Origin of the sequence: Photobacterium profundum, assembly GCF_003026285.1 — a bacterium.
Lineage (GTDB): Bacteria > Pseudomonadota > Gammaproteobacteria > Enterobacterales > Vibrionaceae > Photobacterium > Photobacterium profundum.
This window is the reverse complement of the sequence record NZ_PYOD01000002.1, coordinates 945,940-959,971: the sequence shown is the minus strand read 5'-3', so window position 1 is coordinate 959,971 and position 14,032 is coordinate 945,940. Positions and strand designations below refer to the sequence as shown.

10 protein-coding genes are annotated in these 14,032 nt (G+C 40.8%); 3 read left to right on the top strand and 7 right to left on the bottom strand.

Going from position 1 to position 14,032, the window contains the following annotated elements; all coding sequences use genetic code 11:
• The first annotated feature begins 333 nt into the window (after nucleotides 1-333).
• The gene (locus C9J48_RS27865) at nucleotides 334-492 is read left to right on the top strand and encodes a hypothetical protein (RefSeq protein WP_006228515.1); all 159 of its coding nucleotides are present in this window, start codon (nucleotides 334-336) and stop codon (nucleotides 490-492) included.
• A 489-nt stretch (nucleotides 493-981) separates the two neighbouring features.
• Here C9J48_RS27865 and C9J48_RS09065 read toward each other — a convergent pair whose 3' ends face one another.
• The 4 genes from C9J48_RS09065 to C9J48_RS09050 form a co-directional block, all read right to left on the bottom strand.
• Complete coding sequence (locus tag C9J48_RS09065) at nucleotides 982-2,322, bottom strand: FAD-binding oxidoreductase (RefSeq protein WP_006228516.1); 1,341 nt, start codon at nucleotides 2,320-2,322, stop codon at nucleotides 982-984.
• Nucleotides 2,323-2,497: 175 nt separating this feature from the next.
• On the bottom strand, nucleotides 2,498-4,162 hold the full coding sequence (gene hcp, locus C9J48_RS09060) for a hydroxylamine reductase (protein ID WP_006228517.1): 1,665 nt from the start codon (nucleotides 4,160-4,162) through the stop codon (nucleotides 2,498-2,500).
• Between the two features lie 187 nt (nucleotides 4,163-4,349).
• On the bottom strand, nucleotides 4,350-5,918 hold the full coding sequence (gene norR, locus C9J48_RS09055; protein ID WP_006228518.1) for a nitric oxide reductase transcriptional regulator NorR: 1,569 nt from the start codon (nucleotides 5,916-5,918) through the stop codon (nucleotides 4,350-4,352).
• A 121-nt stretch (nucleotides 5,919-6,039) separates the two neighbouring features.
• Entirely contained in the window at nucleotides 6,040-6,966 is a 927-nt protein-coding gene (locus C9J48_RS09050; RefSeq protein WP_006228519.1) for a LysR substrate-binding domain-containing protein, read from the bottom strand.
• A 92-nt stretch (nucleotides 6,967-7,058) separates the two neighbouring features.
• On the opposite strand from C9J48_RS09050, the gene C9J48_RS09045 reads away from it, so the two are divergent.
• The gene (locus C9J48_RS09045) at nucleotides 7,059-7,982 is read left to right on the top strand and encodes a DMT family transporter (RefSeq protein ID WP_006228520.1); all 924 of its coding nucleotides are present in this window, start codon (nucleotides 7,059-7,061) and stop codon (nucleotides 7,980-7,982) included.
• A 360-nt stretch (nucleotides 7,983-8,342) separates the two neighbouring features.
• A complete protein-coding gene (locus C9J48_RS09040; RefSeq protein WP_006228521.1) occupies nucleotides 8,343-10,025 on the top strand; it encodes a di-heme oxidoredictase family protein in 1,683 nt (560 codons plus the stop codon).
• A gap of 250 nt (nucleotides 10,026-10,275) precedes the next feature.
• Here C9J48_RS09040 and C9J48_RS09035 read toward each other — a convergent pair whose 3' ends face one another.
• From C9J48_RS09035 to C9J48_RS09025, 3 genes are all read right to left on the bottom strand, one after another.
• Nucleotides 10,276-11,538, bottom strand: coding sequence for an ABC transporter substrate-binding protein (locus C9J48_RS09035; RefSeq protein ID WP_006228522.1), 1,263 nt, complete (start codon nucleotides 11,536-11,538; stop codon nucleotides 10,276-10,278).
• Nucleotides 11,539-11,621: 83 nt separating this feature from the next.
• Nucleotides 11,622-13,067 carry an ATP-binding protein gene (locus C9J48_RS09030; protein ID WP_006228523.1) on the bottom strand — a complete coding sequence of 482 codons (1,446 nt, stop codon included), beginning with the start codon at nucleotides 13,065-13,067 and terminating at the stop codon, nucleotides 11,622-11,624.
• Nucleotides 13,068-13,212: 145 nt separating this feature from the next.
• Nucleotides 13,213-13,938 carry a response regulator gene (locus C9J48_RS09025; protein WP_006228524.1) on the bottom strand — a complete coding sequence of 242 codons (726 nt, stop codon included), beginning with the start codon at nucleotides 13,936-13,938 and terminating at the stop codon, nucleotides 13,213-13,215.
• Nucleotides 13,939-14,032 lie beyond the last annotated feature (94 nt).

Below are 14,032 nucleotides of genomic sequence, written 5' to 3'. Positions count from 1 at the left end.
TCGATAGCCAAAAATAGGAAGCGGATTTGCAAATATGAACACAACAAAACGCGTTATCTTAAAATAAACGATGATCACTTATTCCACTACAACATCCAGATAATCGTTAAAAATATCCCTGTATTTTAAAATATAAAACTACTGACCACGCTTAGAACGTAGCTAGACCTTAAGTAATACCCCGCTGATATTTATAGAAATATTGATCGTCGTTTCATTCTTGAAAATTGAGCTTTCACTCAAAAAACTATCTATTTCATCGATTCAGATTGATGATTACGACTCGAAAGTTCGTCCTCCTCTTCTTAGAGGCAATACTCAGCAAGGTGAAAAATGAAAAAATCAATCATGTATCCACTCGTTGCATTCGCTGCTGTCGCGTTAGGTACTCATGCTCTTAACCATAATTGGTTTTCTGATATAGAAGTCTCGTTCATGCTCTTACTGATTCCGGTAAGCACAATCATCGCTTCGGAACTGTTAAAAGCATAAACACCCCCCCAGCTATACGTTCATAACCGCAACATGTAGAAATGTAGCCCTGCCAATAAAAGACAGCCCTACAAAGTATTGGAGACATGAAGCTATGTTAAATGAACTGCTTTTTGTATGAGATTACATTCACCATGTAATCTCACACAACCTCCACGATTATAAATAACGTAGAACCACCCGATTAAATCAATCACTAACCCTGTAATTAACGACAACTTTCCTTTTTGTTCTATTCTGTTTAGAGCAACGTAAACACCCCGTCAATAAAGCAAACAGTAGCAATACCTCACTAAAACCGACACTACCGCTACCAGTGCTATCTCCTCCGTCAGAGAGCTAGGTTGTACTAACAGTCATTATTGAACGCACAGGTATGTTTCTTAAAAGAATTACTGTTTGGTGTCATAAGAGACATATAAAAAAGCCAATCTAAATTAATAGATTGGCCATGATAACTAAACTTAATGATGATGAAATAATTGAGTATTAGCTGAGTGCTACAGCGAGATCTTCCTCAACGGTACTTGAACAGGCTAATACATACCCTTGTGCAATTTCTTCTGCGGTAAGCGTTTCAGTACTGGTCGATTTTACTGAGCCTTTAGTGACTTTGCATTTACACGAACCACAAACACCTGCGCGACAAGCACCAATAATAGGTACGCCATTATTTTCTAATACTTCTAATAGTGATGAACCTTGTACGACCTCTTTCTCTACAGAAAAGTCAGGAACGTGCAACATGACACTTGCTGTTGAAGCGTCTGATGAGATCTGATCTTGGTGCTCGTTATTTGCTGCAGGGGTAAAACTTTCTTGAAAGAAGTTAGCCATATCGAAATCACTTTCTTGGGCAATATTCTCTACCGCTTTCATAAAACCAACAGGACCGCACAGGAAGATAGTGCGTTCTTTGAGATCGGGATATAACTGTTGAATAACGTCTGAACTCACCATGCCAGTTTGATGTGACAAAGCACTGCTATCCGTATTTTCATCGGCACTAAAACTGGCAAAACCATCACTGTTTTCTAACAGTAACTGCACGTTAAAGTTGCGATATTGAGCAAGTAACGTCTTCATTTCATCATGGAAGATAACGTTGTCTTTGTCTCGGGCACAATGTAAGAATTCAATATCAGTGTCGCTATCATGCGTTAACAATGTTTTGGCTATCGACATAACAGGGGTAATACCACAACCCGCACTGATAAGCAGTAGTTTAGGTTTGTGTTTGCAGTCACTACTATTGAATTGACCAGCGATGTTTAATGCTGACAAGCTATCACCGATATTTAGATTGTCGGCAAGCCAGTTAGACACTAAACCATCTGGTACGCGTTTAATGGTTAAGCGTAATTGTTTTTGTTGCGGTACAGAACTAATTGAATAAGCACGATAATGTGTTTTGTTATCTATTTTGACGGCTAATGTCACGAACTGACCGGGCTTAAAATCAAACAATGTTTCATCGGCGGCTGCAAAGGTAAAGCTCATCGAGTCATGTGTTTCTACTTCACGTTTGACTAAGATTAATGCTGTTGTTGATGGTGACCATGGCGCTGGTTTTTTAATAACATTAGCGGTTGACTCGCCAAGAGAGAGTGCAGCCAACTTTGGTTTAGTAAATTGAGGCTTTGCAAATGTTTTTGTGGTGTCTGATTTAGCTGTATTCTGTGAATCACCACCGAGTGAAAAGCTAAGCTTAGGTGTAGATAGCTTTGGTGATGACGGTTTTGTTGATTGACCAAGACCTGAACTATTTAGTTTAAGTGGCTTAAGAGCCGGTGCTGATAGTGTAGATGAAGGCGTTTTCGAAGAAGACATTATTTGCACCCATGGCTGTAATAATAAAAGGTTGAATGTGTAAGGAGGGAGAAATGAGCATTGATTAAAGTCGATCGATGTTTGATAACAGTCGAACGCCTTTAACCAATGCAGCATATGATCGCTATTTACTAACGAGTACGATTTGTTAGCGAGCACTATTTATTAACAAGTATTATTTACCCGCTAACATAGTCGCTAAATCTGTTTCAACATTGCCAACGCTGCGCATATCAAAGTTATCTTGTAATGCTTTGATTAGGTTGTCAGTTAAGAATGCAGGTGCAGTTGGACCGGTATAAATACCTTTGATGCCTAAAGCGAATAGCGTTAGTAACACAACGATCGCTTTTTGCTCGAACCAAGATAAGACGATGCTTAATGGAAGCTCGTTCACACCACAATCAAACTCTTCTGCCAGTGCTAACACTAACTGAATTGCAGAGTAAGTATCGTTACATTGGCCGATGTCTAATAGACGTGGAATACCATTGATATCGCCAAATTCTTTCTTGTTGAAACGGTATTTACCACAAGCTAGCGTTAAGATAACTGAATCTTCAGGAGCGCTAACAGCAAGGTCAGAGAAGTAGCTACGCTCTTCTTTATCACCGTCACAACCACCGATTAGGAAGAAGTGTTTGATATTACCTGATTTAACTTCATTAATAACCGCAGGTGCAGCAGCCATTAGTGCATTGCGACCAAAGCCAACAGTGATCATGTGCTCGATTTCAGTATGCGCGATACCTGGTTGCGCTAAAGCACAGTCAATAACTTGTGAAAAATCATCGCCTTCAACATGAACAACACCAGGCCAGCCAACAATGCTACGAGTGAATAGACGATCTGCGTATTGACCTACGTTTGGATTGATTAGACAGTTTGATGTCATCACAATTGCGCCAGGGAAATTAGCAAATTCTTTTTGTTGATTCTGCCAAGCGCTACCGAAGTTGCCAACTAAGTGTGGGTACTTGTTTAATTCTGGGTAACCGTGTGCAGGTAACATTTCACCATTGGTGTAAACGTTGATACCTTTGCCTTCAGTCTGTTGTAGAATTTTTTCTAAATCATGTAAGTCATGACCAGAAACAAGAATACACTTACCAGCAACAGGCTTTACGTTTACTTGTGTTGGTTGTGGGTGACCAAAGGTATTTGTTTCGCCTCGGTCAAGTATTTCCATAATGCGGTAGTTAAGTAGACCAATTTGCATTGATGTTTCAAGCAGAGCATTTGCATCTGTTGGATCAGTACCTAAAAACGCCATGATTTGGTGGTATTCAGCGCAGATTGATTCTTCACTTTGACCAAGTACATTTGCATGTTCCATGTATGCTGCAGCACCTTTAAGGCCGTACAAACATAATAAACGTAAACCAATGATGTCTTCATGCAGTTCTTCGTGACCACGGTTTACAGCCGCTTCAGGTGCAAAGTTCATGATCTCTTCAGCGGTTGCTGGTAACACAAACTGCGCTGCTGGTGATAATTCAGGTAATGCTTCACCAGCTGCTGCTGCTGCTGCCATTACTTGGGTGCTTAATTGGATCTTATAACGCTCAGCAATCTCAGTGTATTCAGTAATACGCTCTGGCACAAAGTTCACGTTAGTTAATGTAGAGAAGAAAGCACGTGGTGCCCAAGCATCAATTTCAGCATCGATAATGTTGTATTTACGCGCTAGTTCTGCCCAGAAAGATACGCCTTGCAAGTTAAATACTAATACGTCTTGTAGGTCAGACACATCAGCCGTTTTACCACACATACCTTGAGTATAAGAACAACCTTTAGCTGTAGGTGTTTGGACAGTTTGCTCACATTGAATACAGAACATTTAAGACTCCGTTATAATTATATTATTAATATCGAGTTAACGATGATTTCAGAATCTAAATGCATCTAACGTGCCAACTTTTATCGTGTTGATTTTAAATGATTTTATTTTTTATTGGCATAGCGCTTGATGTGGTTATCACAACGCACTTGATGTAATAATCACATCAAGTGCGTCAATATTAATTTTATACTAGCTCTGTCGTACGTAACTCTTTGGGTTCTATGCCAAGTTTCTTTCCCATTTTGTATAAATTCCCGCGATCCATCTGTAAAAAATCCGCTGCTTGTGCCCATACAAAGTTTGATTGCTGTAGGGCGTGGGAAATAAGCTTGGTTTGATAAATTTCAACGGCACCGCGTAGTTCAAACGATGTCGTGGGCAAATCATCGTTTTCTGAGCCTGTCGAGTTAGAGTATGTATGACTCACTTCATCAGACAGGTGTTCCTGTAAGATCAAGCTTTGCTGTGCCTGAATAGTCCGTAAGCCTGCACGCATTAAGGTATGTTCTAATTCTCGAACATTACCAGGCCAACTATAGCCAGTGAGTGCAGTTAAGGCTTTCGGGTGTAATTGTAATTTAGCCACATTGAATTGAGTACGCACTCGGTCAAGTATATGCCCAGATAATACCGCTATATCACCTTGTCGATGACGCAGCGGTGGCACATTTATCGGGAATACATTTAAACGGTGAAATAGGTCACTTCGAAAACGACCTGCAGCGACTTCTTCGGTTAGCTCACGGTTAGTTGCAGCGATAATACGGACATTAACCATTAAGTTCTTATCTGCACCGACACGTTGTACTTCACCTTGTTGGATAACGCGTAGCAATTTTGCTTGCATTAATAAAGGTAACTCACCAATCTCATCTAAGAATATCGTACCGCCATCAGCCAATTCAAATTTACCTGCGCGATGACTATTTGCACCAGTAAAAGCACCTTTAACATGACCAAACAATTCACTTTCAGCCAGTGACTCTGGTAGTGCGGCGCAGTTTACGTAAATCATCGGCTGTGTAGCACGTGATGAATTTGAATGTACAGCATGAGCGACAAGCTCTTTACCTGTACCTGTTTCACCACTGATGAGTACCGCATAATCAGAGTAGGCAACCATACTGATATTATCACGCAGGCTTTGGATCTCAGGGCTTACACCCACCAACTCGCCACCTTTTTTACGCGCTTCTTGGATCAAAACTTGATTCATGTTTTTCTGTTGGCGATGGCTTTTTCGCAGGGCTTCAACTTGATTTACATTTCTAATTGTCGCCGCGGCTAACGCTGCAAATGTCGCAACGGTAATATCATCAATGCTGTTAAAAGCCCCGACCTGCATAGCATCAAGAGTGATAAGCCCGACTAAATGATCTTCGACATATAGACTACACCCCATACAGTCATGCACGTTTACCGATCGGTTTGGATCATTTTTTAATAATCCATCAAATGGGTCGGGTAAGGTTGAAGTTGCAGGAAATCGTACCGGCTCACGACTGGTTAAAATAGCGTGAAGACGAGGGTGTAGCTGCGGATCGAACTTCTGACCCAGTACTTCATCTGACAAACCATTAACGGCAGCTGCAGACAATAAACCAGAATCATCCAGAATAAACAAAGCACTAGCATCACAAGGTAGTACTGCTTGCAGTGACTGCATTAAACGTTGGTAATGGTGCCCTGAAGGCAAATTTAAATTAAGATCGAGTGCAATTTGTAACATTGCTTGGTCGAGAGTCGTTTGCATGCAGAAACCTTAACATCGAGAGTGATGTGATTTTTACATCGTGACGTAATGGCTGTAAACGGAAGTCTGGTGAAACGCCGCGATAACTGCGCTTTTGTTGATCTGAGCTAATTTAGGGAACCTATTTATTTCCGCTACGTATTTGTACCGATCCTATAAATTCTTTACGTAACCAAGAACGCAATGTAAGTACACTTTCTTGGGTTAATTTTTCAGGCAGGCATACAAAATAAAAATCTTGATGAGGATTGGGTACTGCTTCACCTACTTTGGTTAATACACCATGACGAATATCATCACGCACAAATAGCTCATGTGTAATCAATACCCCCAAACGTCGAGTAATGGCTTGTACCGCTTGTATAGAAGCAGTAAAGGTTAAATTCTTCTGCTTATTAGGCACAATAAAACCATTGGCTTCACACCATACCAACCAATCGTATTTTCGGCGCGGGTTCGTCACAAAGATAGCTGGGTATTTCTCTAACAGGGCTTCGGGGGATTTATCATCTACCCCTTCAAGTAAATGCGGGCTACAGACCATAATCAGCTCATCACTCCCTAACTTTTCACAGTAGTATTCTTTCCATTCATCTGCTTTACCATGAATCAGGGCGACATCGATACCTTCTCGATTAAGATCAAACGTCTGCGTTAAGTTCGAAATACGGACATCAATGTGCGGGGCGATATCTTGAAATTCAGGTACTCGAGGGATCCACCAATGCAGGGCTAGCGAGTGCACCATGTTAACCATTAAACGATTATGATTGATGTTATTGTGGTGCATTAACTCTTCGCTGGCATCTACAATTTGTTCTAATGCAGGAGCGACTTTGCGGTAATATTTTTGACCATTCTGATTTAATTCAACCCGACGACCAACCCTACGAAATAAAGGCAAACTTAGCTGAGTTTCTAGTGCCTTTATTGCCTGACTCACTGCCGAGTGACTCACACTGAGTACCGCTGCCGCTTCAGTCATACTGCCTGTTTCTGCTACAGCCACAAAAGCATAAATAGATTTAAGGGGGATTAACTTTCGCATCTGTAAGTTTTCCTAACAGTTTAAGTTAATATTATTCGCTTTTTTGATGAGTGCAACCGTTCTATACTTTTTAGCCTCTAAGGAGTGGTAAAATGATAACTGACTCACGCCCTGTAATCTTCATGCTGATATCAACATTTAGCTTATCTCTCAATAGCTTACTGGCTAAGTTTTTGAGTGAAAGTTTAAGTATTGAAATGCTCAGCTTTCTACGTTTTTTATTACCAGCCGTACTGCTGTTATGGTTGATGGCACTAACAAAGTGGGCTGTTCCCGATAGAAAAATGTGGCAAGCATTAGGTGTGCGCGCCTTTTGTATTGCAGCGAGCCAGTTGTGCTTTTTGTTTGCTATTAATCGCCTCAGCTTAGTTGAAACGGTTGTCTTATTTAGCACCGGTCCTCTTTTCATCCCCTTGTTAGAAAAACTATTATTTAAAATACAAATTAAAAATACGACCTTAATCAATTTAGCAATCACATTTACAGGTGTACTTTTGATGGCAGATGGTACATCAGGAATAGAATTAAAACCTGAACTTCTCGTAGGTTTAGGGGCTGGGGTATTTAATGCAGGCTCTCAAGTAAGTTTATACCGAGTGAGTAAAGGTTCACTCTCGCCTATCGCGCTAAATGCTTGGGGATTCTTACTTGCTGCAGTCATCATACTTCCTGTCGCTATCTTTCAGACAGATGCCTTAATGCTTCAACAAACAGTAAACAACATGACTAATATACAAACATTATTATTCCCCATGTTGATCTTGCTGGCTGTATGCATTGTCAATACCCAAGTATTCCGAGTAAAAGCTTATCAACTATCAAGCTCTAGTTCACAACTCGCCCCTTTAATTTTCACTAATTTAATATTTTCATTTGTTTGGCAAATCATTTTTTTCAATCAGTCATTAGAATGGAATAAAGTAACAGGTATAAGCTTGATTATTATTGCCACTTTACTTAATACTTCCCTCCCTTTAATTGTAAGGAAAATAAGAGCTCAGCTCATAGAAAACTAGTCGACGATAAATATACACTTACAATAAAAAAGGTTATATTGTAAATATAATTTGCACTTACAATCATACAGTTGAACAATCATTAGACATTCTCAATAATTAACACCTTTCTTAAAACAAACAGACTTATCGTTATTATGACTTAATTGTTAATTATACTTAAACCGTTCTCACTATTACCGACTTCATTCTTAATGTTAATATACCGTCAACAATCATTTGAATTAGCATTGTTATAATCACTACGCTGATTATCCTTATAAATAGCCGTAACAATTCAAATAAAAGGTAGCGATATAATAAAGCTATCAAAAAGAACATATCCGGTTAGTTATTTAATGACGTTAAATAGGGGCAGTTATGATATACGTTAAAAATAAAAAACAACTTCCGACAAGAACTTTGACTTCTTTACTTGTGTTATTTGCTATTTCGCAAGCCAACGCATCTGGTTTGGCAAGTGATTTAAATCAGAGCAGCCAAACGAATGAGCCTCAATTAGAGCACATAGAACAATCTGAACTTAACATACTCGTCAATAATGATCCTGCCGCAGCGTTTATTACCGCCTTTGAAGTCGGTGACGAATTATTTGAAGCTCCTGCTAATGAATTAGATGGCGCAGGGGCAAACGTTGGGGAAGGTCAACGGTTTGCGAAGTTTCCTCGAATGGATCTTAACGGTTACGGTGAATGGGCAACCCACACTCCAGCCCGAGTAACAGGTCCAAACTCTCAGGCTTGTATTGAGTGTCATTTCCAAGCGGTTAGTGATGGTTCGGGGCCTATTTCAGGCAATAATGTCCGCGACCCAATGCGCAGCGGACAGATAGGAGATTTCATTACTCGTCAGCCTCCGCATATTTTTGGTATTGGTGCAAAACAAAAACTAGCAGAAGAGATGACCGCAGAACTACTTGCGATAAAAGCCGCGGCTATCGCGCAAGCAACCAGTTATAACACTATGGTCACTAAAGATTTAATTGCAAAAAACATCTCTTTCGGGAAGATAAAAGCGAACCCAGACGGTAGTGTAAACACTTCGATGGTAGAAGGTGTCGATGAAGACTTGATCGTTAAACCCTTACAATGGAAAGGGGTTGAACTTAGTATTCGAAGCTTTGTTAGAGAAGCAGAAAATAACGAGATAGGGTTACAAGCAACAGAGCTTGTAGGTAATTATGATGGTGACTATGATGGTATAATCAATGAAATTTCTGTTGGCGACATTACCGCACTTGCTATTTACCAAGCAGGTCAACCACGTCCTGTCACTAAAACAGAGTTGGCCGATCTTGGTTTAATGGAATTAAGCTACCAAGAAAGAGCAGATATTCTAAAGGGTAAAGATCTCTTTAACCAAGTGCAGTGCGCTTCTTGTCACGTACCGACCCTTTACCTTGATGACTCAATATTTAGTGAGCCAAGCCAAAGTGCCACACACCGAGATGCCCTGTTCCCTAACGGGGATTCACCTGCTAGCCACGGCTTAACGCCAGCGAATGCGATCACCTTCGATTTAGCCGCTGACATGCCTGATAATATTATTACTCTGCCAAATGGCAATGTTGTACACCTTGGTAACTTTAAGAAAGACAATTATGGGCGTACCAGTGTTGATATATATTCAGACCTAAAACGTCATGATCTTGGGTATGAAATTGCAGAATCAGTCGATGAAGAAGGTACAGGTGCATCTGTATTTATAACCCAACCACTATGGGGGGCTGGTTCAACCGCACCTTACATGCATGATGGTCGCTCACCAACGATCACTGATGCCGTCATGAATCACGGTGGAGACGCTGCAACCTCGCGTTCACTATTCAAGCAACTTTCTCCAACTTACAAACAAGCACTCGTTGCCTATGTTGAAAATCATATTTTATTGTTAGCTGAGGAAGATGAAGAAGAGGCAGCAGCTGAAGCTCCTATCTATTCTGAACCTGTCGCACCTACAGAACCTGAAGCACCAACTTATTCTGAACCTGTAGCTCCTACTGCACCTGAAGCACCAAGCCGTTTCCGAAGAACAAGACACTAACACCTCGTAATATTTAATACTAATAAGCCAAAAAGAGTGCAAAACTCTTTCCGGCTTATTTATCATTTAAGCCAGCTAATAAACCGGAGATATTAGCTGCTCAAAGGTAGTCGATTAATGCTTATTTTGCGCTATCACCTTCACTCCATGATGACCGCCATAAAAACTGCGCTTTTTCTATTCTTCAATCGCAACTGATATGTACTTTCGCTATTTCTGCCGTTATATATAGAACGACCATAAAGTCACGTTACATTGTCGCTTTAACAGCTCGTGAAAGTTTATGCGCTGCTTCTTTAGGATCTGCACCTTTTTGATTGAAGAAAGTGCTAACCACGTCAAAAATGGCACTTTGTACATAACTGGTCGTCGATAGCCCTTGCGACATGCTTGGCACTAAATCACCACTTTGTGCGGTTGCTTTAAAGGCTGCCATCGAGTCAAGTGCACACTGATCAAATTTTGCCATGTTCATGTCGGTTCGAACCGGTATCGACCCTTTATTTAAATTAAAGATTTGCTGAAAATCTTTGGTCATGATTGTTTTCGCAAGATCTTTCTGCGCTTGTTTATCTTCTTCTGCACCGCTGAGTTTGAAAAAGGCAAAACTATCGATATTAAAAGTGAATTGATTTGTTGTTCCTGGCGCAGGAGCACAAATATAATCTTTCCCCTGCACTTTTCCGGCTTCTGCAAACTCACCTTTGGCCCAGTCACCCATAATTTGCATGGCTGCCTCACCAGTAATTACCATCGCAGTTGCAGAGTTCCAACGACGACCACCTGATTTTGGATCGATATAGTTTTTCATTCTTTGAAACTGAGTAAACACATCCACCATTTTTTCACCAGACAATACATCCATATCTAGTTCAACAAAGGCCTTATTGTAATCTTCAGAACCCAGAACGGCTAAAGCAACTGTTTCAAATAATGTGGCGTCTTGCCAAGCTTGCCGACCATGAGCCAATGGAATTATGCCAGCTGCTTTGATCTTATCTGCAACATTAAAAAACTCATCAAGTGTGGTGGGAACCGTCACCCCTACTTTCTTAAATACATCGGGATTCGCCCAGAGCCAATTCACACGGTGAACATTAAAAGGCACAGCCACATAGGTGTCATCATATTTCATGATATTCGCAACAACTGCAGGAATAACCTCATCCCACTTTTCAGCTTTTGCTACATCATCAAGGCTAGTGAGGAAGCCTAACCGCCCCCACTCTTGAATATCGTGCCCTTTAATTTGTGCCGCAGAAGGCGGGTTGCCAGATACAGCACGGGTTTTCAGTACCGTCATGGCACTTTCACCACCACCACCAGCGATGGCAAAATCTTTCCAACTGCTCCCTTGTTTTTCTATCTTCCGCTTGAGTACATCAACAGATTTTGCTTCACCGCCAGATGTCCACCAATGAAGTACTTCAACCTCACCAGCATAGCTATTGGCTGTCATACCATAAAGTGCGAGGGCAAATGTGGCACCCAGCAATATTCGGGATAATTTCATGTCTTGCTCTATGTGCTATAGCCACAATAAGACGCTCTTACGTGGCATGTGTGCTCGAAATGGCTTCTCTTTCAATAGAGACCCTAAACAGTTTTAACCAACCGCGGAATAAAGACTTTAACCTCTAAGCCACCTTGTTCTGAATTATGGATTGTGAGATCCCCACCATGGGCATGTAAGATATTTCGAGCGATACCCATACCTAAGCCATGCCCTTCGTCATCTTTCGCTACACGAAAATAAGGTTCAAACACATCTTCTAATAATGCTTCGGGAATACCATCACCTTGATCTTTGATGATTAGTACGACGTCTTCCGGTTCATCTGAAATGATTAATTCAACGAACTTCCCATATTTAACACCATTATCAATAAGATTACTTAGACATCGCTTCAATGCGAGAGGCTTACCCATTAGAGGCGATACCTTAGTATCTGGAATCACAACATGGATTAGTCCCGTGTTATGACGTTCTGCAATACTGTGCAGCATTTCAGAAAGATCCACTTTAACGAGGTTTTCATGCAAATCGGTATCTCGTACCGTTTGCAACGCCCCTTTTACCATCATCTCTAATTCATCAAGATCGCGGTTAAATTTCTCAATTTTGGTGTCATCATCCATCAACTCTACCCGTAAACGCAGGCGCGTTATCGGTGTTTTTAAATCATGAGAAATCGATGAGAACAAGTGTTCACGGTCGTCGATATAACGTCGTAATCTCTGTTGCATCCGATTGAATGCTTGAGTTGCCGTTACAAGTTCACTCGCCCCTTCTTCTCTTAAAGGTGGCTGATAAATATCTAGACTCAATGCATTGGCAGCATTCGCTAAACGTTTTAGCGGCTTGGTTTGACGACGAATCATTAAGTAAGTGAAGAAAAGCAATAATGCGGTAATGAAAACCAAGAAGATAACTTGCTGCTTAGTAATGATTTCATCTTCGAGTGTCACGTAAGGGGCTGGCAATAACGCTGCAATATATAACCACTCATTTTCAGCAAGCTCAATTTGCACTACTAAGATAGGCGGATTTAATGGCTCTAAACTCAATGTGTAGTGTGCCCAAGATGGAGGTAAATCACTCAGTAAAATATCATTTTTTAAGACATGTAATGTTTCTGGTCGTGAAAATTCCACTTTGATTTCATCAAGTCTTGGTAACTTTTCACTCAATACATTTTCAAAAACTGTAACAGCCGTGTTTTTCATCACAGAGTTAGGAATGGGTTTAATCAGAATTTCTTCGGTATTAAAGGAGACAAAAAAACGTGTGCCACCCATATTCCGTAATTGGTCTAAAACAATATGACGATATTCTAATGGCAATGATTGAAAGAAATTAACTGTAGAGGCAAACATATTAGCCATACTGGCCGAGGTAGATTCTAAGCCTTCAAGATCACGTTGTTTTGATTGACCATACCAAATCATGGTCGCAATCATTTGAGCAAGAAAGACCGCCAGAAGTGTAAACCACAGCGTGCGAGCCAATAAAGACTTCGGCCAAAGAGATTTCAATGTCATTTGAATAGTCGCCTTTTGCAATAAACCGCTTATATCTGAAATACCAAAAGTATCAAAACACGTCAGGAGCGTTTATCGAAAAAAAGAAGATGGGAGCCAACCTAAGCGTGAGTGTCTTTCGGCTGGCATTATAGAAAAATGAAGTCTAGCTTTCGTATTTCACTTCAGGGGTGAAGATATAGCCATTACCTCGGCTTGTTTTGATAATACGCTGCGTTTTGCCTTTATCGCCTAAACGCTGACGTAAGCGGCTTAATTGCACATCAATACCACGCTCTGATGGTAAGGCTTCTCGACCTCGCGTGGCACAAGAAATTGTATCGCGATCTAAAATTTCGTTAGGGCGTGATAAAAACAACATTAACAACGAAAAATCACTGCCCGTTAACTCGTAATCTTTGCCTTTGTCTAAGTCATATAAACGATGAGAGGCTGTCTCTAAACGCCAATGAGAAAACAAAATAGACTTAGGTGTTTCAGGCATCTTCTGCGTGACGGTGGGTTTAACACGACGCAATAGTGCTTTAATACGCGCCATTAACTGCCTAGGACTAAAAGGTTTCGCAATATAATCATCTGCACCTAGCTCTAACCCAATGATCTGATCCATTTCATCCGACACGGCAGTCAGCATAATGATTGGCACATCCGACGTTTTGCGAATGTATTGGCACAAAGTGAATCCATCGTCACCCGGCATCATCACATCCATTAAAATTAAGTCAGGATATCCACTCGCCAAACGGCGCTTCATTTCTTCACCTTCAGCTGCAGTGGTGACAGTAAAACCAGACTTGGTCAAATACTCGTCTAAGAGTTCGCGAATCTCCTGATCGTCATCAACGACGAGCACCTTTTTGTTCGCAATCATTATGGAATTCCTTCTAACCTAGCAACATTACACGGTTCATTAACACAGAATTGATAGTGTTAATCAATGTTAAAGGGAAATCACTGCAAACTGA

Coding starts and splice junctions, on each gene's coding strand:
- hcp (WP_006228517.1), bottom strand. CDS start 4,162: ATGTTCTGTATTCAATGTGAGCAAACTGTCCAAACACCTACAGCTAAA.
- C9J48_RS09025 (WP_006228524.1), bottom strand. CDS start 13,938: ATGATTGCGAACAAAAAGGTGCTCGTCGTTGATGACGATCAGGAGATT.
- C9J48_RS27865 (WP_006228515.1), top strand. CDS start 334: ATGAAAAAATCAATCATGTATCCACTCGTTGCATTCGCTGCTGTCGCG.
- C9J48_RS09035 (WP_006228522.1), bottom strand. CDS start 11,538: ATGAAATTATCCCGAATATTGCTGGGTGCCACATTTGCCCTCGCACTT.
- C9J48_RS09030 (WP_006228523.1), bottom strand. CDS start 13,067: ATGACATTGAAATCTCTTTGGCCGAAGTCTTTATTGGCTCGCACGCTG.
- C9J48_RS09045 (WP_006228520.1), top strand. CDS start 7,059: ATGATAACTGACTCACGCCCTGTAATCTTCATGCTGATATCAACATTT.
- C9J48_RS09050 (WP_006228519.1), bottom strand. CDS start 6,966: ATGCGAAAGTTAATCCCCCTTAAATCTATTTATGCTTTTGTGGCTGTA.
- C9J48_RS09065 (WP_006228516.1), bottom strand. CDS start 2,322: ATGTCTTCTTCGAAAACGCCTTCATCTACACTATCAGCACCGGCTCTT.
- C9J48_RS09040 (WP_006228521.1), top strand. CDS start 8,343: ATGATATACGTTAAAAATAAAAAACAACTTCCGACAAGAACTTTGACT.
- norR (WP_006228518.1), bottom strand. CDS start 5,918: ATGCAAACGACTCTCGACCAAGCAATGTTACAAATTGCACTCGATCTT.